Source organism: Arthrobacter sp. zg-Y820 (genome assembly GCF_030142155.1).
Taxonomy (GTDB): Bacteria; Actinomycetota; Actinomycetes; order Actinomycetales; family Micrococcaceae; genus Arthrobacter_B.
Genome location: NZ_CP126247.1, coordinates 515688 through 537002, shown reverse-complemented (window position 1 = coordinate 537002; position 21315 = coordinate 515688). Strand labels below are relative to the sequence as shown.

15 protein-coding genes are annotated in these 21315 nt (G+C 67.0%); 8 read left to right on the top strand and 7 right to left on the bottom strand.

Going from position 1 to position 21315, the window contains the following annotated elements; translation table 11 throughout:
- Position 1 precedes the first annotated feature (1 nt).
- The 4 genes from QNO08_RS02455 to speB all read right to left on the bottom strand — a co-directional run bounded on the left by QNO08_RS02455 (position 2) and on the right by speB (position 5889).
- Positions 2-1780, bottom strand: coding sequence for an MDR family MFS transporter (locus QNO08_RS02455; RefSeq protein ID WP_331461797.1), 1779 nt, complete (start codon positions 1778-1780; stop codon positions 2-4).
- Complete coding sequence (locus tag QNO08_RS02450; RefSeq protein WP_229968151.1) at positions 1781-2275, bottom strand: MarR family winged helix-turn-helix transcriptional regulator; 495 nt, start codon at positions 2273-2275, stop codon at positions 1781-1783.
- Between the two features lie 882 nt (positions 2276-3157).
- Positions 3158-4867, bottom strand: a complete 1710-nt coding sequence (locus QNO08_RS02445) for a thiamine pyrophosphate-binding protein (protein WP_442860548.1) — start codon at positions 4865-4867, stop codon at positions 3158-3160.
- Positions 4868-4920: 53 nt separating this feature from the next.
- Entirely contained in the window at positions 4921-5889 is a 969-nt protein-coding gene (gene speB / locus QNO08_RS02440; RefSeq protein WP_229968149.1) for an agmatinase, read from the bottom strand.
- 165 nt (positions 5890-6054) lie between these two features.
- On the opposite strand from speB, the gene QNO08_RS02435 reads away from it, so the two are divergent.
- Positions 6055-7740 (top strand): FAD-dependent monooxygenase, encoded by a 1686-nt coding sequence (locus tag QNO08_RS02435; RefSeq protein ID WP_229968147.1) that lies wholly within the window; start codon positions 6055-6057, stop codon positions 7738-7740.
- A gap of 28 nt (positions 7741-7768) precedes the next feature.
- Here the strand turns inward: QNO08_RS02435 and QNO08_RS02430 are convergent, their stop codons facing one another.
- A complete protein-coding gene (locus QNO08_RS02430) occupies positions 7769-8344 on the bottom strand; it encodes a helix-turn-helix domain-containing protein (RefSeq protein WP_229968145.1) in 576 nt (191 codons plus the stop codon).
- A 197-nt stretch (positions 8345-8541) separates the two neighbouring features.
- Here QNO08_RS02430 and QNO08_RS02425 point away from each other — a divergent pair, with 197 nt between their 5' ends.
- Positions 8542-10122: a sodium:solute symporter family protein gene (locus tag QNO08_RS02425; RefSeq protein WP_229968143.1), complete on the top strand. Its 1581-nt coding sequence runs from the start codon at positions 8542-8544 to the stop codon at positions 10120-10122.
- Between the two features lie 90 nt (positions 10123-10212).
- Here the strand turns inward: QNO08_RS02425 and QNO08_RS02420 are convergent, their stop codons facing one another.
- Complete coding sequence (locus tag QNO08_RS02420) at positions 10213-11367, bottom strand: AI-2E family transporter (protein WP_229968141.1); 1155 nt, start codon at positions 11365-11367, stop codon at positions 10213-10215.
- Between the two features lie 50 nt (positions 11368-11417).
- A complete protein-coding gene (locus QNO08_RS02415) occupies positions 11418-13253 on the bottom strand; it encodes a long-chain-fatty-acid--CoA ligase (RefSeq protein WP_442860547.1) in 1836 nt (611 codons plus the stop codon).
- A gap of 286 nt (positions 13254-13539) precedes the next feature.
- Between QNO08_RS02415 and QNO08_RS02410 the strand changes: the two genes are divergently transcribed.
- The 6 genes from QNO08_RS02410 to QNO08_RS02385 all read left to right on the top strand — a co-directional run bounded on the left by QNO08_RS02410 (position 13540) and on the right by QNO08_RS02385 (position 21200).
- Positions 13540-14664: a VIT1/CCC1 transporter family protein gene (locus QNO08_RS02410; RefSeq protein ID WP_229968139.1), complete on the top strand. Its 1125-nt coding sequence runs from the start codon at positions 13540-13542 to the stop codon at positions 14662-14664.
- 99 nt (positions 14665-14763) lie between these two features.
- The gene (locus QNO08_RS02405) at positions 14764-15591 is read left to right on the top strand and encodes an aldo/keto reductase (protein ID WP_229968137.1); all 828 of its coding nucleotides are present in this window, start codon (positions 14764-14766) and stop codon (positions 15589-15591) included.
- Positions 15592-15785: 194 nt separating this feature from the next.
- On the top strand, positions 15786-16667 hold the full coding sequence (locus QNO08_RS02400) for a DUF6507 family protein (protein ID WP_229968135.1): 882 nt from the start codon (positions 15786-15788) through the stop codon (positions 16665-16667).
- On the top strand, positions 16664-17221 hold the full coding sequence (locus QNO08_RS02395) for a hypothetical protein (protein ID WP_229968133.1): 558 nt from the start codon (positions 16664-16666) through the stop codon (positions 17219-17221). The genes QNO08_RS02400 and QNO08_RS02395 overlap by 4 nt, the downstream gene beginning before the upstream one ends.
- Before the next feature lie 290 nt (positions 17222-17511).
- Positions 17512-19485 carry a BCCT family transporter gene (locus tag QNO08_RS02390; RefSeq protein ID WP_229968132.1) on the top strand — a complete coding sequence of 658 codons (1974 nt, stop codon included), beginning with the start codon at positions 17512-17514 and terminating at the stop codon, positions 19483-19485.
- A 167-nt stretch (positions 19486-19652) separates the two neighbouring features.
- Positions 19653-21200 carry an alpha/beta hydrolase gene (locus QNO08_RS02385; protein WP_229968130.1) on the top strand — a complete coding sequence of 516 codons (1548 nt, stop codon included), beginning with the start codon at positions 19653-19655 and terminating at the stop codon, positions 21198-21200.
- Positions 21201-21315: the final 115 nt, after the last annotated feature.

Here is a 21315-nt window from a genome sequence, read left to right as displayed (position 1 = left end):
TTTATTTGCCTCGCCCGGACGAGGCCATTCCGGAAGTCCGCCCGCCGTCGTCGTCGGGTCCGGAGGAGGAAGTCCCCGCAGCCGGAACGGTCGACATGGCGCCGGAGTGCATCATCTCGGATCCTCCGGCCAGGCCCGGCTCCACCGGCATCTTTCCGGTCGGCTGGATGTCCAGCGTGCGGCGCAGCACCTGTTCCTTGATGCAGAGCACGGCGATCAGCGCCACCACGGAAATGACGGCGGCGATCTGGAAGATCGTGGCCGTGGCGTCGCCGTAGGCGGCACGGAAGATGCCTTGGACGGCGTCGGGCAGGCCGGCGATGTCGAGTGAGTCGCCGGTTCCGCCCTCGGTCACCGGGATGTTGGCGGCGCGCATGCCGTCAGCGGCCCGGCTGGTGACCGAACTGGACATCACGGCGCCCAGGACGGAGACGCCCACGGCGCCGCCGACGGTGCGGAAGAAGGCAATGGAGGCACTCGCCGAGCCCACTTCCGAGACCTTGACCGTGTTCTGAACGGCCAGCACGAGGTTCTGCATGAGCAGGCCCATGCCCAGGCCGAGGACGAAAATGTAGAGGCTGACCAGGAGCATGTCCGTTTCATGGTCCAGGGTTCCGGCCAGTCCGGTGCCGGCCATGACCATGATGGTGCCGGCAATCAGGAACCGCTTCCACTTGCCAAAGCGGCTGATGAGCTGTCCGGAGCCCACCGACCCCATCAGGTTGCCCGCAATCATGGGCAGCATCAGCAGGCCGGCCTCCGTGGGGCTGAATCCGCGGGCAATCTGGAAATACTGGCCCAGGAAGGTGGTGGAGCCGAACATCGCGATGCCGACGGAGACCGAGGCCACGATGGCCAGGGCGGTGGTGCGTTCGCGGATGATCTTCAGCGGAATGATGGGTTCGCGGACCTTGGATTCCACGAACACCAGCAGTGCCAGCAAGATGATGCTGGTGCCGACCATGGCGGCGGTCTGCCAGGACATCCACTCGTAGTAGCCGGCCTTGCCGGCGAACGATACCCAGATCAGCAGCAGCGAGACGCCGGCGGTGAGCAGGATCGAGCCGAGCCAGTCGATGCCGACCTTGCGCCGGGTGTGCGGCAGGCGAAGAGTGACCTGCAGCAGGAACAGTGCGATCACGGCCAGGGGCACGCAGAGGAAGAACGTCCAGCGCCAGCCCAGCGGGCTGTCCACGATGAAGCCGCCCAGCAGCGGACCGCCCGCGGTGGCCACGGCCATGACCGCACCCATGTAGCCGGAGTATCTGCCCCGTTCCCGCGGCGGAATGATCGAGCCGATGACGGCCTGCACCAGGGCGGTCAGGCCACCCATGCCGATGCCCTGGATCACCCGCGCAGTGAGCAGGACGGGCATGTTGTCGGCAAAGCCGGCCACGACGGAGCCGATCACGAAGATGATGATGCTCAGCTGGACCAGGAGCTTCTTGCTGAACAGGTCAGCGAGCTTGCCCCAGATGGGAGTGGAGACGGCATTGGCCAGCAGTGCGGCGGTCACCACCCAGGCGAAGTCTGTCTGCGTGCCGTGCAGGTCCGCCATGATGGTCGGCAGCGCGTTGGCCACGATGGTGGCGCTCAGCATGGCGGTGAAAAGCGCGGCCAGCAGTCCGGTCAGCGCCTGCAGGATCTGCCGGTGGCTCATCTTGCCGGGCACCTGCTGTTTGCGGGCCGGCTTGCCGTTCCTTCGGGGCTTGCTGTTCTGGCCGGGGGGGCTGGGCTGGCCGGGGGTCGTGGCGGTGGGTGTTCTCTGCGACTCTGTCACTTAGTTCTGTTCTCCTGCCGGGATAGGCATCTGGTGGGTACCCGGCTTCATTGCGCGGATCGATGTATGCAGTGTTTCCGTGAGCTTGGTGAGGGAACCGCTGGCGGAGACGGCTTCCTCATCCGTCCAGTCCTCAAGCATTTGCTGCAGCAGTGCCGAGCGGCGGCGCATTTCTTCCGAAACGACTTGGGTTCCGACCGGGGTCAGGCTGATGAGGTAGGCCCGTCGGTCATCAGGATGCGGCCGCCGGCACACGTATCCCATCTCCACGAGTTCGGAGATGTGCCGGCTCAGGCCGGCGGCGCCGATGCCCAGCTTTTCGGCCAGTTCCGTGGCCCGGATCTCCGGCTGTTCGCCGATAAGGCGCATCACTGCCTGCAGCGCCGTTCCCGGCCCGCGGGGATCGGTGCTGCGTTGCGCCACACAGCGCAGCTGACGCTGCAGCCGGAATATCTGGGTGATCAATTCTTCAGCGGTCTGCTGGTCTACTGCCACGAAACACCTGTCGGGGAAATTGGTTGTTTGCCTTAGGCAACAATAAACCTGTTGCTTGCCTCAGTCAACCAATTACTCGACTGCTCGACCGCCCAGGGGAAATCGTCCAGGGCAAATCGTCCGGGGGAACCAGAGGCCTGCAGGCGTCCCGGGGTCACATTCAGTGTGCCGCGGTGGGACCTGGGGTGCCTCTGTGTGGGCGTCCGGAACCTGGGCGCCTCTGTGGGGGGCGGAACCTGAGCGACTGCAGGCGGCCGGAACCGGGGTGCCTCTGTGGGTGGGCGAGCCGCGCCTCCCCCAACCCCGCCATGCCTGCGCTCTCGACGAATCTCTCGTGCAGATAAAGGCCCCTAACGACCCCGGAGAAAAATCTCTCGTGCAGATAATGCGCTCAAAAGGGCTGATTTCGGGGGTTGGACGACCTGATCTGCCCGAGAGAATTCCACCGAGGCTGCGCACCCCCTCGGCTCCTCTGTACACACCCTCGGAGCACCCGAAGTCGTTCTTAGGGCCCCGCAACTGCCGGAAAATCGTCCGTTCCGGGCAGATTCGTCCGTTCCGGGCATTTCCTGCCGCTGCGGACCGGCAGTAAATGCCCGAAATGGCAGTAAATGCCTGGAATGGCGGCAGAACCACGACCAACGCGCTCAGGCCGTCCGCACGAAGGATCAGCCAAGGCCGCGCCATCCCGGCACCAGCGAACGCCAACGCCGGCCGGAACAAAGGCGCACCATCCCGGGACCAGTGAACCCCGGCCGGAGCACAGGGCACGGAGGAACCTCGGAACCAGCGAACGCCGGCCGGAAACAAGGAGTGCGGGGGAACGGCGGCGCCGAGAAACGGTCGAAGCTGCCCGAAACGGACGATTTTTCCGCCAGGGCCTCAGCCCGCCAGATGTGTCGGCGCAAACAGGCCGATCGTGGCTTCCACCACCACGACGTTGGGCCCCTCGGCGGCGAGCGATTCCTCCAAGGCCTGCCGGACGCCGTCGGGCGCCGTCCGGCGTGCCGGAACGCCGAACGACTCGGCCAGCTTCACGAAGTCTGGGCCGGCAAGTTCCGTGGCGGTGGCCTTGCCGAAGGCCTCGACCATGTACTCGCGCAGGATCCCGTAACCGCCGTCGTCCACGATCAGCCAGGTGACCGGAAGGTTGTGCTGCCGGGCGGTGGCCAGTTCGGCAATGGAGTACATGGCCGAACCGTCGCCGGAGACGGCCAGCACCCGCTCCCCCAGACCCACCGCACCGCCAATTGCCCCCGGATAGCCGTAGCCCAGCCCGCCGGCGCCCTGGGCGGAATGGAACTGGCCGGACTTCGCGTCCCAGCAGCTCCAGGCCCAATACGCGGAGATGGTCATGTCCCAGAAGGTCTGCATGCCGGCCGGAACCGCGGCCCGGATGTCGGCCATGAACCGGCGTTCCATGGCCAGATCCTGGGCGTCCAACCGTGCGGCGACCTTGGCCAGGGTTTCCGCCACCAGCTGCTCGGGTCCCTGCCCGTGCCAGTCCGGTTCGTGCCAGTCCGGAGTCGACCGGGGCGAAGCCGTGAGGGCTTCACCCAGTGCTTCATTGAGGGCCGCGAGTGCTTGGCCGGCGTCGGCACGGATGCCCAGCGCCGGCTGGTTGGACTCCAGCACCCGCGGCTCGGCATCGATCTGGATAATCCGGCCCCGCGGCTGGAGCGTGAAGTAGTTGGAGGTCACCTCACCCAGCGAGGAGCCGACGACGACGAGGACGTCGGCATCTTCGAGAACCTCGGTGGTGTGCCGGTCTTCGATCCAGGACTGCAGGGACAGCTCATGGTTCCAAGGGAAGGCTCCGTTGCCGCCGGGAGTGCAGATGACCGGTGACCGCAGCGTTTCGGCCAGCGCCAGCAGGTCCGCCTCCGCCCCGCCCCGCCGGGTGCCGCCGCCGGCAATGATCGCCGGCCGCTGTGCGGCGGCGAGCCAGCGCACAGCCTCCTTGACCAGTTCCGTGCGGGGCGGATTGTCGTAAGGCTCGGCCAGGGCGTCCTCGACCGCCGGCACCATCACCGGGTTCAGCAGGACATTCTGGGGAACTTCCAGCCACACCGGCCCCATCGGCGAGGAGATGGCCTCGGTCCAGGCGTCCTGAATGGCCGAGGGAATGCCGGAGGCGTGCTGGATCAGCCGCTGGCTCTTAGTGACATTCGCTGCCGAGGCCTTCTGGTCGTCCAACTGGTGCAGCATGCCGCGGCGCCGGGCTCCGAGGCCCTCGATCGGGATCTGGCTGGCCACCACCACCATCGGCACGCCGGTGGCGTAGGCCTCCTGCAAACCGGCCAGCGCGGTCAGGGCGCCGGGGCCGGTGGACAGGAACAGCACGCCCACCTGCCCGGTGGCCCGGGAGAAGCCGTCAGCGGCGAACGCCGAGTTGTTCTCCACCCGGGAGGAGACAAATCGCAGGTCGGAGCGGGACAGGGCATCAAAGAGTCCCAGCGCATGCTGGCCGGGGATGCCGAAGACGGTGGTGGCGCCGAGCGCGGAGAGGGTTTCGACCACCAAGTCGCCGCCGTTGCGCACCGCCGTTCCGACAACCGGAGGCACAGCGTTCGGGATTTCTTCGTCCCGGATCCTGCCCGTCGGGGTTCCGGCGCCGGGCACGGCGTCCTGTTCCGCTCCGGCGCTCACTCCGAGAGTCCCATCAGGGTGATCAGGTCGTAGGCGACATGGGAGGCCGCAACTGCGGTGATGTCGGCATGGTCGTAGGCCGGCGCCACCTCGACGACGTCGGCGCCCACCAGGTTCAATCCGCGCAGGCCGCGAAGGATTTCCAGCAGTTCGCGGCTGGTCATGCCGCCGGCTTCCGGAGTGCCGGTTCCCGGCGCGTGCGCCGGATCCAGGACGTCGATGTCGACGGAAATGTACAGCGGGCGGTTTCCGATTCGGTCGCGGAGTTTCGCCACCACCTCGTCCACGCCCTGCCGGAAGACGTCGGAGGACGTAACGATGCCGAAGCCGAAGCGGCGGTCATCCTCCAGATCCCGCTTTCCGTAGAGCGGGCCGCGGGTCCCCACGTGGGAGATGGCCTCGGTGTCGAGGATGCCTTCCTCCACAGCGCGCCGGAACGGGGTGCCGTGGGTGTACTCGGCGCCGAAGTAGCTGTCCCAGGTATCCAGGTGGGCGTCAAAGTGCAGCATGGCCACGGGTGATCCGGCGCGCTCGGTGGCGGCACGCAGCAGCGGCAGGGCGATGGTGTGGTCCCCGCCCAGGGTAAGCAGCTTGGTGCCCTTTTCGGTGAGGTCCAGCGCGTTGGCCTGGATGGTTTCGATGGCCTCGTTGATGTTGAAGGGGTTGACCGCCATGTCGCCGGCGTCGGCCACCTGCAGGTTTTCGAACGGCGAGGTGTCCAGTGCCGGGTTGTACGGGCGCAGCAGCCGGGACGCTTCCCGGACGTGGTTCGCGCCAAAACGGGCGCCGGGGCGGAACGAGACTCCGGTGTCAAAGGGAACCCCCACCACTGCGACATCCGCGCGCTGCACCTCGTCCAGGCGCGGCAGCCGCGCGTAGGTGGCGGGTCCGGCATAACGGGGCACCTGCGCCGCGTCAATGGGTCCGAGGTTGCCGTTGGCGGTGATCCGCGGGGGGTTCTGCATGGTGGTTTCTCCAGTTCCGGTTCCGCCGCTGTGCGGCGGGACCCTGCAAACGCGTCCGGAAAGGCCGGCGGACCGACCCCCTCGCAGGCGTTGCCTAATAGGCATCAAGTGTTTCCCCTGAGGCTAAAGTGGAACCGGGGCTCACGTCAAGACTAGGCTGTCACTATGGCGGCTTATCAGCACAGTGCGGACAGTAACTTCGACGTCGACGTCCTGATCGTGGGCGCGGGGCCCACGGGACTGGCCCTTGCGGCCCAATTGCAGAGTTTCGGCACCAGTTTCCGCATCATCGACCGCCAGTTGGCCCGGTCAAACCACTCGCGGGCGCTGGCCCTGCAGCCGCGCACCCTGGAAGCCCTTCGGCCGTTCGGCCTCAGCGCCGCCCTGGCCGCAGCCGGCCATCCGGCACGCGGCCTGCATCTGCACCTGCCGGAGCAGACCATCCCGGTGGATCTGGCCGACGTCGGCAGCGAAGACTCCGAGTTCCAGCACCTGCTCTTCCTTTCCCAGGCGGACACCGAACACGCCCTGCTTTCCCACCTGCAGGCGCGGGGTGTCCGGGTGGAACACGGCGTCGAATTCCAGGATCTGGCACGGCTGGATCCTGAAGATCCCTTCGCCGGCATGGAGGCCAAGATCCAGCGCCTGGACCGGGGCATCGAACGTGTCCGCGCCCGGTACGTCGTCGGCGCGGACGGCGCAAACAGCACCGTGCGCTCCAAGGCGGGCATGGACTGGCGCGGCAGCGGCTACCCCGGAGACTTCGTGCTTGCCGACCTCGAAGCCGACGGCGTCGAGCCGGGCCTGATGCACTCCTACATCAACGAGGACGGCTTCATGCTGCTGTTCCCGCTGGGCAGCCCTGCCACCTGGCGGCTGGTTGGCATGAAGGAGCACGGCGACACTTCCGACGCCACCCTCGAATCGCTGCAGGCCATCGCCGACAAGTTCACCGGAGGCACGGTCACGCTCAAGGATCCCGAGTGGATCAGCACCTTCAAGCTCTCCTCCCGGATCGCGGAGTACTACCAGTCCGGCTCGGTGTTCCTGGCCGGCGACGCCGCGCACGTCCACTCCCCCGTGGCGGCTCAGGGCATGAACACCGGCATTCAGGACGCGCTGAACCTGGGCTGGAAACTGGCGCTGGGTGCCCGCGGCTTGGCCTCCGATGAACTGGTTGACAGCTACGACGCCGAACGGCGGCCGGTGGGGCAGGGAGTCCTCCAGTTCACCGACCGGCTCTTCCGGCTTGCCTCCAGCCGCAGCAACCTGCTGAAGCTTCCCCGCACCAAGCTGCTGCCGGCCCTCGCACCGAAGGCTTCCGGGTCCAAGGCCCTGCGCGCCCGGCTGTTCCGCACGGTTTCCCAGCTGGACACCCAGTACCGCGGCAGCGACATGGTGGATACCGGCGATGCCCGCCTGCCGGCCTTCATCACCGCCGGGCCGAAGGCCGGAGACCGGCTGCCCGACGCCGTGGTCCGGGACAACGGCCGGGAAATGCGCCTGCACGAAATCCTCGCGACCCCGGGCTTCCACATCCTCCTGTGCGGCCGGGGCTGGCCGGCCGACACGCAGCTTCGGCTGCACAACGCCCTGGGCCGCCTGTCACCGTGGCTGAGCGTCCAGCGCCTGAACGTCGGCAGCCGGCTGGCAGCCGACAGCCCCAACGAAATCCAGGACATCAGCGGACTGGCCTTCGCGCGCCTGGGACTGAGCGTCCGGCGTCCCGAGCTGCTGGTGGTCCGCCCGGACGGCCACATTGGCTTCCGCTCCAAGGGGATCGACATCACCGGAGCCGTGGACTACCTCAACCGGATCACCACTCCGACGTCCGTCCACCAGCCGGCCTAGCCGCTTCTGCTCATCTGGTCCCGGCGGCTCAGCTGGCCGCCGGGCTGACCAGCGTCCACAGGACCACGGCCTCGTCATCGGTGGGATTGCTCCACGAGTGGGGCTCCTGGCCGGGAAACGTCACCGTGTCGCCTTCGGAGAGTTCCATCGACTCACCGGCGAACACCAGGACGAAGCGGCCCCGGGCCACATGGAGCACTTCGACGTCGCAGTCCACCGAGTAGAGGTCCGTCTCGCCGGAGCCGCGCGGCGCAATGACGGCGCGGATCACCTGCACCCGGCGTTCTGTCCGCGGAGTCACCAGCCGCTCGGTAATTCCCGTTCCGCCCAGATTCACCGACGGGGCATCATTCCACCGCGTCAGTTCGGTGGCCGGGGCAGTGAAGAGGTCTCCGATGGAGATGGACAGCACCTGGCACAGCGTCAGCAGGGAAGCCACCGACGGCGAGGTTAGATCCCGCTCCACCCGGCTCAGGAAGCCCTTGGTGAGGCCGGTTGCCACGGCTACCTGCTCGATGGTCATCCGGCGCGCCTGCCGCGCGAGGCGGATCCTCGGGCCGATGGCCACCGGCGCATTCGAGGGCTCTACGGGCAAGGCCTTCATGACAAAAATCGTCCTCTCATATGCGGCTTTCCCGCCGCGAAGTCGCGGGGTATCTTTTCAGAGCATATCGAGAGCGGCCAAACCGCCGGCAGCGGCGGCAGTCATCATTGACGGCGGACCTTCACTGAATTAGCCTACGGGACAACAAATGTTTACTTGGGAGCATACTCTCAAGCCCGGCGTACGGCAGGAATCTCATGGAACACCTCAATACCGCCATCGTGGTGGCTTACCTCGTTGGCATGCTGGCCTTCGGCTGGTGGGGCAAATCCCGAACCAAGAATGTCAGCGACTATCTGGTGGCCGGCCGCAGGCTGGGTCCCCTTTTCTACACCGGCACCATGGCCGCTGTGGTGCTGGGCGGCGCGTCCACCGTCGGCGGTGTGGGACTTGGATACACCTACGGCATTTCAGGCATGTGGCTGGTGGTGGCCATCGGAGCGGGCGTCCTGCTCCTGAGCGTGCTCTTCGCATCCACACTGCAGAAACTGAAGATCTACACCGTTTCGCAGATGCTCACGCTGCGCTACGGAACCCGCTCCACCCAGGCGTCCTCGATCGTGATGCTCGCCTACACGCTGATGCTGTGCGCGACGTCGACCGGCGCCTACGCGACCATCTTCGTGGTCCTCTTCGGCTGGGAGCGCTGGGTCTCGATCGCAGTCGGCGGCGCCGTGGTCCTGGTCTACTCGACCATCGGCGGAATGTGGTCCATCACCCTGGCGGACATGGTCCAGTTCGTGATCAAGACGGTGGGCGTTTTTGCCCTCATGCTGCCGTTCACCATCAACGCCGCCGGCGGCTGGGACGGCATTCGGGACCGGGTCGACGCCGAGTTCTTCAGCCTCACCGGCATCGGGGCGCAGAGCATCATCACGTACTTCGTGGTCTACACCCTCGGACTGCTGATCGGGCAGGACATCTGGCAGCGCGTCTTCACGGCACGAACCCCGCTGATTGCCCGCTGGGGCGGCACCGCGGCCGGCATCTACTGCATCCTGTACGGCGTGGCCGGCGCAGTGATCGGCATGGCCGCAAGCGTGGTCCTGCCCGCCGTCGCTTCCAAGGATGACGTGTACGCCGACGTGGCCATCAGCATTCTTCCCGTGGGACTCGGCGGCCTGGTCCTCGCCGCGGCAGTGGCCGCCATGATGTCCACGGCGTCCGGCGCGCTGATCGCCGCCGCCACAGTGGCCCGGGCCGACGTCGTGCCCTTCGTGGCCGGCTGGTTCAAGGGGCGCAACACTGCCGGTTCCGGCACGCAGCAGGCCGCTGCCGGCCCGGAGACCGCGGAGAACCCCGAGCACTCCGTGGCGCAGAACCGCGCCTGGGTCCTGGGGCTGGGCCTGGTGGCCATCGGCTTGGCGATAGCGGTCCAGGACGTGGTGGCGGCCCTGACGATCTCCTACGACATCCTGGTGGGCGGGCTGCTCGTCAGCATCCTCGGCGGACTGGTCTGGAAGCGGGGAACCGGATTCGGCGCCGCGCTCTCCATGGCCGCCGGCACCGCGGTGACCCTGGGGACCATGGCCTTCCTGGAGATCACCGCCGAGCAGCAGTACGACGGAATCTACGCCAATGAGCCCATCTACTTCGGGCTGCTGGCCTCCGCCGCGGCGTACATTGCCGGCTCGCTGCTCACCGCGCGTACCGACGCCGGCGTCATGCGGGCCTGGGAGGACCGGGTCGCCGGCCGCGGGATCCCGGCTGAATCCGGTCCGGCTGAACCCACGCCGGCAGGTCCGGCCGCATCAATCCCGGCCGGCCAGGAGCGTTAAGACAGCTAGGGCCCTAGTCCGTTTTCGGCTAGGGCCCTAGTTTTTTCTGCAACGTCAGTCCTTCGGCGACGCCAGTCCTTCTCTGTGCCGTCAGTCGTTTTTGGCGACGTCAGCGGACTCGGAATCCTCGGGTTCCGGAAGTTCGGCGACGTCGTCGGGGTCGCCGTCGTCCTCTCCGGTCCACACCTTGATAATCGCCCAGGACACCGCGGCAATCGGAACGGAGAGGATGGCACCGATGATGCCGGCCAGGATGGTTCCGGCGGTCAGTGCCAGCAGGATCACCAGCGCATGGATGCTCAGCGTCCGGCCCATCACCACCGGCTGCAGGAAGTTGCCTTCGAGCTGGTTGACGGCGATGATCACGATCACCACGATCAGGGCCACCAGGGGGCCGTTGGCGACCAGGGCGATCAGGGCAGCCAGCACTCCGGCCGCCGTCGCGCCGACCAGCGGAATGAACGAACCGACAAACACGATCACTGACAGCGGCAGCGCCAACGGCACCTGCAAAATGAACAGGGCGGCACCGATGCAGATCGAATCCACCGCTGCCACAATGGCGGTTCCGCGCACGTAACCGCCCAGCACCTCCATGGCGCGGGCGCCGGACAGGCGGGCCTTCTCCTGCTTTTCGCCGTGGAACCAGCGCAGGAAGAACGCCCAGATCTTGTCGCCGTCCTTGAGGAAGTAGAAGAGCACCACTGCCATCAGGAGGAAACCGGTCACGAAGTTCGTCGCCGCTCCGATGCCGGCCAGTGCGCCGCTGCCGGCCGTGGAGCTGGTCGCGAAGCCAATCGCTGCATCGCGGGCGTTCTCGATGGTGGAGTTGTCCACCGGAATCGGCCCGTCCTGGATGAGCGTGTACAGCTCATTGAAGCCGTTGACCGCTTGGTCCACCAGCGAGCTCCACTCGCTGCGGATGGCAAAAACGATGCCGGTGACCAGGCCGCCGAACGCTGCCAGCAGCAGCAGGAAGGAGACGCCGGTGGCCAGTGCGCTGGGCCAGCCCTTGCGGCGCAGCCAATTCACGAACGGTGAGATGGCCGCTGCCAGAATCAGGGCCAGCAGCACCGGAATGACCACCAGGGTGACCTGCATCAACCCGTAGATCGTCACGCCCGCCAGGATCAGCACCAGCAGGATCTGAGCCGAACGCTGCCCGGCATGGCCCAGGGCGCCGCTCCAGTACCGCTGCGGGGAATCGGCGGCCTGACGCTGTTCGGGTAACGGTGTTCTGGGCATGTGCCTGGTCTTCCTGTTGGCGGAGCGGTTGATGAGTATGGCGGAGCGGGTTATGACTTGCTCTCGGGAGGGACCTCGGTGCTGCCCGTGACGGTTCCGGGCCCGGTGATGTGGTCGCGGACGTGCCGGCGCATCACCTTGCCGATCAGCGAGCGCGGCAGGTCCTGGATCTGCACGATCCGGCGCGGCACCTTGTAGGCCGCCAGCTCGCTGCGGACGTAGTGGCGGAGGTCCTCCGGGTTGAAGTGGGAGTCCTTCTTCAGGACCACGGCGGCCACCACGTCCTCGCCCCCGCCCTCCTTGCCAATGCCGACGACGGCGGCGTCCGTCACGCTTTCGTGCCGCTTGAGCGCCTCCTCGACCTCGGTGGGCGACACGTTGAAGCCGCCGGTGATGATCAGCTCCTTGATGCGGTCCCGGATCGTGACGAAGTGATCATCGTCCACGGACACGATGTCGCCGGTGCGGAACCAGCCGCCGTCGAGCAGTACGGCCTCGGTTTCGGCCGGCTTGTTCCAGTACCCCTGGAACACCTGGGGGCCGCGGATCAGGAGTTCGCCCTGTTCACCCTGCGGGCGGTCAAGGTACGGATTCTCCGGATCCACCACCCGGATGTCAGTCAGCGGAAACGGCACGCCGACGGTTCCGGGCTTGCGGGTGGGGCCCATGGGATTGCCGAGCGCCACCGGAGAGGTTTCGGTAAGCCCGTAGCCCTCGATCAGATAACCGCCGGTGGCTTCCTCCCAGGCCTCCACGGTCTCCACCGGCAGGTTCATGGCACCGGAGATCGCAAAGCGCACACCCTTCAGGGAGATACCGCGCTCCTTTGCCTCGGCTGCCAGGCGCTCATAGATCGGCGGCACCGCGGGCAGGAACGTGGGCGGCGTCTTCTTCACGGCTTTGAGCACCAGGTCCACATCGAATTTGGGAAACAGCACCAAACGCGCGCCAAGGCTCATCGCGAAGGTCAGGCACAGCGTCAGCCCGTACGCATGGAACATGGGCAGCACCGCGTAGAACGTCTCCTTGCCCGGGCGCAGTCCCGGCACCCACGCGCGTCCCTGGGCAGCATTGGCCATCAGGTTGCCGTGGCTGAGCATGACCCCCTTGGGGGAACCCGTGGTGCCGCTGGTGTACTGGATGACCGCCAGGTCCGAGGCCTCCGGCCGGGGATGCCGGCGGCGCAGCGGCCGGTGATCGAGCAGCTTCTTCCAGGGAACGACGGTTCGGGTGCCGCTGCGCGGAGCCTTGGCGACGGTCAGGGTGGCACGGAGCTTGCGGACGGCGGGCACGGGCAGCTTCAGGGCGAGGCGGTTGGCCAGCGGCATGCTGTCGACGAGGTTCACGGAGATGATGCTGCGCAGCGGGATGTCGCCCGGCAGCGACTGCAGGCGGTCCGCTACCTTGTCCCACACCACGGCCACTGTGGCGCCGTGGTCCTCGAACTGGTGGCGCAGCTCCCGGTCGGTGTACAGCGGGTTGTGCTCGACGACGACGGCGCCCAGCCGCAGGACGGCATAGAACGCCACGATGTGCTGCGGGCAGTTCGGCAGCACCAGGGCCACGCGGTCGCCTCTGTCCACGCCGAGTTTCTTCAGGCCGGCGGCGGCGCAGCGGATCTGTTCGCCAAGGGCTTGATAACTGGTGACGGCACCGAAGAACTGAAGCGCCGGTTTGGACCCGAATTTGCGGATGGATTGCTCCACCATGTCCACCAGGGAACCGTCGGGAAGGCGCAGATCGGCGGGAACACCGTCACCGTAGTGACGCGTCCAGGGACGCATCTGCTCGGCCGGGACTGAGGAGGCATGTGTACTCACGTCCTCGACTTTAGCCGCTGGACGGAGTGCTTCCTGCCGCGTCCCGCCGGGTCCGGCACCGAACATACCTCCTGCTGGCTGCATGCTGCCTTTCTCAGGTTTCACATTGATCTCCGCTAGACTGTTGGCTCGAAGGGGAGTAGCTCCGGCCCTCCCGCAGATCCATATTAGTGAACGCTGACGGCGCGCACTTGTTCTGCGGATGCGGCCGAGGTCTGTCGACATACTGGCCGCCGTGCGGCCCGGCATTCCACCCGCTGTGCGCAGTGCAGGGGGCGAGCGAGACCTTCGGTCAGTTTCGCCAACAGCTGACCGGAGCCCCAAAACCGCTCCGGTCCCCACCAGGAGCATCGTGAACACCCAACCTGCAGACGCACGGTCCGAACAACCGGAACCGCCGTCGTCGTCCGACCTAAAGCGCTGGCGGCAGTATCTTGCCGACGAACGCGCGGAGGCCGACACCTACCGGTACCTTGCCGAACGCCGCGACGGTGAAGAGCGCGACATCCTCCTCGCCCTGGCAGAAGCAGAAGGACGCCATGAAGCCCACTGGCGCGACCTGCTGGGCGAGGATGCCAACCGCCCGGCCAAGGCATCCCTGCGCAACCGGATGCTCGGAGTCCTGGCCCGCCGTTTCGGCTCGGTGTTCGTCCTCGCCCTGGCGCAGCGCGCCGAAGGACGCTCCCCCTACGCGCAGGATCCGAACGCCACCAGTGCCATGGCCGCCGATGAGCAGATCCATGAAGAAGTGGTGCGCGGACTCGCAACCCGCGGCCGGACCCGGCTCTCCGGCAACTTCCGGGCAGCGGTTTTCGGCGCGAACGACGGCCTGGTGTCCAACCTCGCGCTGGTCATGGGCATCGGCGCCACCGGAGTGTCCAGCGGGTTCATCCTGTTCAGCGGCCTGGCCGGTTTGCTGGCCGGCGCCCTGTCCATGGGTGCCGGGGAATACGTATCAGTGCGGTCCCAGCGGGAGCTGCTGGAAGCGTCCCGGCCCACCCAGATCACACTGGCGGCGGCAAAATCCCTGGACATCGACGCCAATGAACTGGTGCTGGTCTACCGGGCACGCGGCATGTCCCGCGAGGCGGCCGAACACCGGGCCGCCGAACGCATGGGACTGTACAGCTGCGACTGCGACCCCAGCCTGTCCCTGAATCCGGAAGCCACAGTGGACGGCGCCGATGAACACGAAAGCGTGGGCACCGGACTCGGTGCTGCGGTGTCCAGCTTCTGCTTCTTCGCCTCCGGCGCCATCATCCCGGTCCTGCCGTACATTTTCGGCTTCACCGGGCTGGCTGCCGTCATCATTTCCTGCGTGCTGGTGGGGCTGGCGCTGCTCATGACCGGCGCCGTCGTAGGCCTGCTCTCCGGCGCCTCGCCGCTGAAGCGCGGCCTGCGGCAGCTGGCGATCGGGCTCGGCGCGGCCGGAGCCACGTATCTGCTGGGCCTGCTGTTCGGCACCGGCGTGGCGTAGCCCTTCGGTTGCGTCGGCGGGGTTGCGTTGGCGGGGTTGCGTCGGCGGGCTCCTTGGAGAACGATGCGGAGTTCACGACACCTTCTGTGAGGACTTTCCATGAGCATCCTTTCTCCTGTCCTGCCACTGCCCAGCGGTGCCCAGATTCCGCAGATCGGACTGGGCACCTGGCCGCTGGACGACGGCGAAGCCGCCAGCGCCGTCGAGACCGCCATCGGCCTGGGCTACCGCCACTTCGACACCGCTGAGAACTACCGCAATGAAAGAGGTGTCGGCGAGGGGCTGCGCCGCAGCGGTCTGGACCGCGGCGAAGCCTTCATCACCACCAAGTTCAACAAGGAATGGCACAGCTTCGACGGTGTGCGCCGGGCCGCTGACGCCGCCCTGCAGCGGCTCGGCACCGACTACGTGGACCTGCTGCTGATCCACTGGCCCAATCCGGGGCAGAACCGCTATGTCGAGGCCTTCCGCGGTATGCGGGCCGTGCAGGACGACGGCCTGGTGCGCGCCATCGGGGTGTCCAATTTCAAGCCCGCGCACCTTCAGCAGCTGGCCGACGCCGGCCTGGTTCCGGAGGTGAACCAGGTCCAGCTCGATCCGTACCATCCGCGCCGTGACGTCAGGGAGGCCCATGCCGGCCTCGGCATCGTGACCGAGGCGTGGAGTCCGCTGGGCAAGGGCGGAGAGCTGCTGAACGATCCGCTGATCACGGCCTTGGCCGGCAAATACGGCAAGACCCCGGCCCAGATTGTCCTGCGCTGGGACCTTCAGTCCGGCATCGTCACCATTCCCAAGTCAGCCAATCCGCAACGGATGGCGGAGAACCTGGACATCGTCGGCTTCACCCTCGAGGCGGAAGACATGTCGTCCCTCGACGGGCTGGAAACCGGCGGCCCCATCTCTGATTCGGATGTTTTCGGCCACTAGCCGCCGACACCCCCAACTTGTCCACAGGCACAACGCCTCGGTATCACCGCTTCTCCGACTCGGTTAGATTGAGCGGACCGGCCGGGATCCGCACCGCGGATCCTCTCCGGCTCGCCTGATCAGCTGCCGGGAGGGCCGTCTTTGAACCGATCATCTGTGTGGCGTAGGCCTGCGTGGCAAGGAAGGGATCCATCATGGTTGCCTACGACATCGACACCGCTGCGGCGATGGACGCGGTCCGGAAAACGGAGGCAGAGCTTGCGGTTCTGGCCTCCGTTCCCGCCGAGTTCCAGCGCAGTGTGGACACCGTTGCGACCGCCCTGGGTTCCAGCCGGGTGGCCCGTGCCTTCACCACCCTGGGCGCGGGGGAAATCCTTCCGAACCTGCAGTCGGTCCTGAGCCGTGCCGAGGATGCGGTGCAGGGCGCCAACCAGGCAGTCGCCGAGTATCTGCGCGCAGACGAGGAGATGCGGGCGCGGGCTGAAGCCGCCGCAGCCGCCGTCCCGGACGCCTCAGGACATCGCGCGGAGTCAGCGCTCCCGCCTGCAGCTCTTCCCATTGTTCCGTCGGCACCGCCGGCGCCGTTGCCGTTGCCGAAATCCGGAGGGCAGGACTCAGGTTCTGCACGCGCACTGCCTGCTCCACGGCCGAAGCCGCTGCCGCAGAAGCCGGAGCCGGAGCCGGACCCCGATTCCGGAACCGTGACACCGCTGCCGGGTCCGCCGCCCTGGCGTCCGGCTTGGCTCTTCCGGCCGGCGCTCCCGGGACGCCCGCCCATCGTCGTGGCACGGGACTTGATGCTGCGGCTGTACTACCCCTGTCCGGGCAGCTGGCCACCCCATCCTGGCTGCCTCGGGCCGTGGTGGCGCGGCCCCGCTTATCCGCCCGGCGGCTGGTATCCCCGGTGGCCGGCCCGGCCCCTGCCCGCGTTGTTCCCGAATCCGCGGATCACGCCGCCGCCCGGTCACGTTCATGCCTGGCCGTTGGAGGCCAAGCGGCTGCCCCTGCCCGTGGCCCTTGGCGGACCGGAAGCTGTTTCCGGCGAAAATTCCAGCGGAAAGTGGGGCCTGACATGAGTACCTTCATTGATCTGAGCGGCACGGCTGAACTGCCGGCCATACCGGAGCTTCGGGAAGGGGCAGCCATGCTCCTAAAGTGCAGTTCCCGCGCCGGTGAGTCCATTCGACGGGCCCACTCCCACTGGTCTCTCCTGGCGGCGGCCTATGCCGCCCCCGAGCAGCATCTGGTCCACGCCGCGCTGGACGGGCCACGGGTTGCCGGGGAGTCCGTTCTGGAGTCTGCGGTCCGTGCAGCTGCGGCGTTGGAGACCTTCGCCGCTGCCGTCGACGGAATCCGCCGGAAACGGCTCGCACTGCAGGGCGCGGTGGAGGATCTGCAGGCCGAAGAGCGGCTCGCTGCCGGTCCGGTCCTGGCCTTGTTGAGTGAAAACAGCCCCGGAACTCTTCCGGGGCACCTCCTGCAGGCCGAAGCCGACCGGCTCGCCGCCGATCTGGCCAGCGCCGAAGACGAGTGCATCCGCATCCTGACCCTGCTGGCCGGGTGGACAATCGACTCGACGACGAGCGGGGCGGGTGTGTACTCCGACACTCGTGTTTCCGCAATGCCCTAGGGCCACGGCGTTGTAGCGTGCACGGTACCGTTCAGGACCGCCCCGGCGATTTGACTTGCCCTGCCATGCGGGAAACTCTAATAAGGACTACGCATCACCAATACCAGGTGCGGGAGAAACGCAGAAGAGGGGCAGCGTCGCTTTCATCACCCGGTAGAGCCATGCCCGCAGACGAATAATCCTGCGAATCCGGGTCCCGGCCGCCGCCTCCCATGCTTGCCCGACGACTCCCCTTTGGGAGCCGGGCGTTTCTTCCGTTAACACCAAGGAAGCAACACCAAGGAAGGCCTATGGCTAACATCACTGAGCCCGCCCCCGTTCCGGGGCAGGATCCGGACGCACGCAGCGGAGCAATCCTCCATGGCGCGGACGCCGGAACGGCATCATCGAACGGTCGCCATCTGCAGGCAGAGACCCTGCAAGCGGATTCCGACCCGGATCAGGAACTGCTCCAGCAGCTTCGCGAAACCGAACGCGCACACGAAACCGCCCGCACCACCGAGACGCCCGCCAAGCTGGACAAGGTCCTCTTCGGCGTGACCGGCGCCCTGGCTGTCGCCTTCGTTCTGTGGGGCTTCTTCGGGCGCGAGTCGCTGGCGACCTCCTCGCAGACGGCGCTGGACTGGGTCATGAAGAACACCGGCTGGATGTTCGTCCTGCTGGCCTCCTTCTTTGTTGTCTACGTCCTGTGGCTGGCGCTGGGCCGGTTCGGCAACATTCCGCTGGGCAAGGACGATGAGGAACCGGAGTTCAAGACACTCTCCTGGATTTCCATGATGTTTGCCGCGGGCATGGGCATTGGCCTGATGTTCTACGGTGTGGCCGAGCCGGTGTTCCACTTCATCTCGCCGCCGCCGGGGACCGTTGACGGGGAAACCCCGGAAGCCATCCGCACGGCAATGGCCACCTCGATCTTCCACTGGGGCCTGCACCCCTGGGCCATGTACGCCATCGTGGGCATCGCCATGGCGTACGGCACCTACCGGCTGGGCCGAAAGCAGCTCATTTCCTCCACCTTCACTTCCCTGTTCGGCAGGGCACGCGTGGACGGTCCGCTGGGCAAGGTCCTGAACGTCTTCGCGATCTTCGCCACGCTGTTCGGCACCGCGGCCTCCCTGGGCCTCGGCGCACTCCAGATCGGCAGCGGCCTGGAATCCACCGGCTGGATCGGCACTGTCGGCACACCCATCCTGGTGGCCATTGTGGCAATCCTGACCGCCTGCTTCGTGGCCTCGGCCATGTCCGGGATTTCCAAGGGCATCCAGTGGCTCTCGAACATCAACATGGGCCTGGCACTGCTTCTGGCGGTCATCGTCTTCATCGCCGGACCTACCCTCTTTATCCTCAATGTCATTCCCTCCGCCATCGCTGACTACGCGGGGAACATGGCGGAGATGGCCTCACGGACCGAAGCTGTCGGGGACGAGACAATGCGCGACTGGCTCTCCGGCTGGACCATCTTCTACTGGGCCTGGTGGCTGTCCTGGACGCCGTTCGTGGGCATGTTCATCGCCCGCATCAGCCGCGGACGCACCATCCGGCAGTTCGTGACCGGCGTCCTGCTGGTTCCGTTCGTTGTCACCGTCCTGTGGTTCTCGATCTTCGGCGGAGCCGGCATCGGCGCTGCGCAGAACGCGGGGCCGGGTGAGGCCGACGCGCTGATTGCGTCGGCAGGCACCGACGCAGCGCTCTTTGAGCTGTTCGCCATGCTGCCCCTGCCCAACCTGATAGCAGCGGCCGTCGGGATCCTGGCCATGGTGCTCGTGGGCATCTTCTTCATCACCGGAGCCGACTCCGCCTCCATCGTGATGGGCTCCCTCAGCTCGAACGGAGCCGAGCATCCCGCGCGCGGCATCATCATCTTCTGGGGTGTCCTCACCGGAGCCGTTGCCGCAGTGATGCTCATGGCCGGCGGCGACGATCCGTCGCTGGCACTGGGTGCGCTGCAGCGCATCACCATCGTGGCGGCCCTGCCGTTTGCGCTGGTGATGCTCCTGATGACCGTGGCCCTGGCGAAGGATCTGGCCCGCGATCCGATCGCCCTGCGGCGCCAGCTGACCAAGAACGTGGTGGAGCGCGCCATCGCCTCCGGCGTTGACGAGCACGGCGGGTCGACCTTCGATCTGGCCACTCAGGAACACGACACCACGTCGCAGGATGCTCCGGCACCGGCTTCCGTTCCGGGCGCCGCCTCGCAGGCCGCAGCCGACTTCCGGGAACCCCGGAGGGGCGCCGACGGCGGCAGCCTCCGCCCGCGCCGCTAACACCGGTTTCATCAAAGGGATCCCCGGGCTTGCCCGGGGATCCCTTTTTTGCTGCCCGGTGGAACCCCTTCTCTTTCCGCCCTTGTGCGACTTCCTGCCGCCCAGTAGCCTGCCGAAAGTTACCGCCCGGTAACTGGCTTTTCCTCGCACTCGACAATGGGGTCACTATGAGAAAGCACGTTCGCATCCTGGCGGTTGCCGCGGGGCTCCTGAGCTCGTCTCTGGCCGCAGCCCCCGCCGCATTAGCCGCACCGGCGCCCGCACCGGTGTCCCGCACCGACGTCGTCGTTACCAGTTTTGACGGCACACCGATCCACACCAACTTCTTCCCGGCCACCGGCCTGGCCGCCGGGCAGCAGGCGCCCACCGTCATGGTGGGACCCGGCTTCGGGCTCCCGGGTGCACGGATTCCGTCAAGCACCACCAGCACCCTGATCGGCTCCATCGGCATCGCTCCGCTGCGCGACGCAGGCTACAACGTGGTGACCTGGGATCCGCGCGGCTTCGGCCTCAGCGGCGGCGAGGCCTACGTCAACAACCCGGCATACGAGGGCCGGGACGGCGAGGCGCTCATCGATTTCATCGCCGCCCAACCCGAAGCCCGGCTGGACGCGCCGGGCGATCCGGTGCTCGGCATGGCGGGCGCGTCCTATGGCGGAGGCATCCAGTTTGTGCTTGCCGCCCAGGACCAGCGGGTGGACGCCATCGCCCCCACCATCGCCTGGAACGACCTGACCACCAGCCTGTACAAGGCGGGCTCCTTCAAGACCGGCTGGGGCGCCCTGCTCTGCGCGGAGGGAACCGCGCTGGGCCAGCTCGGCTCACTGGTCGGCAACCAGGGTGCGCTGGCCGCCCCCGTGCGCAAGGCCTGCACGGAGGGCCTGACCTATCCGAACCGGCTCAGCGCTGAATCGGTGGCGTACTTCAGCTCGCTGACGTCGGAGGAGATGTTCACCTCCATCACCGCCCCCACCCTGATCATTCAGGGGACGGCGGACACCCTGTTCACCCTGAATGAGGCCACGCGCAACTATGCCCTGATCAGCGGCACCGGCACCCCCGCGAAGATGCTCCAGTTCTGCGGCGGGCACGGTCTGTGCAACTCGACGGCAGGCCCGGACCGGATCACCCCGGCCGTGCTGAACTGGTTCGCCAAATACCTGAAGGATCAGCCGGTGAGCACCGGCCCAGCGTTCGAGTTCATTGACCAGGCGGGCGTGACGCGCGGCGCTCCGGGTTACCCCGAAGCCACCGGCGCCCTGGCCGGCACCGGCAAGGGTTCCCTGCTGCTCTCCCCCGTTGCCGTCAGCGGCGCCGTCGTGGCAGCAGCCGTAGCGCCGGCGGCACTCAACGTGCCGATCACCGCGCCTGCGGTATCCACCTCGGTCTTCGGTGCCCCGCAGCTGACGCTGACCTACCGGGGATACGCCCGGCAAGGCAGCACCCACGTCTATGCGCAGATCATCGACAGGGCCCGGGCCTCACTGGTGCTGGGCAATCAGGTTACGCCGGTGCCGCTGGTACTGGATGGCAAAGAGCACACGCTGACCATCCCGCTGGAAGAGGTCTCCTACACCGTGACCGCCGCCAGCAGGCTGGTGCTGCAGGTAACGCCGGCGTCATCCGTGTACGCCCCGCCCAAGGCGACGGCGCTGACCAGCTTCACCGCTGCGGTCAGCCTGCCGACCGTGGCGGCATACCCGGCTGTTCCCTAGGCACCGGCCAGACAACGGGCTAAGAACCTACTGGCAGAAACGACGAAAGGGAACCTGCAACGCCGTTGACCGCGGCGGGCAGGTTCCCTTTCAATTGGGGCGCCTATCCGGATAG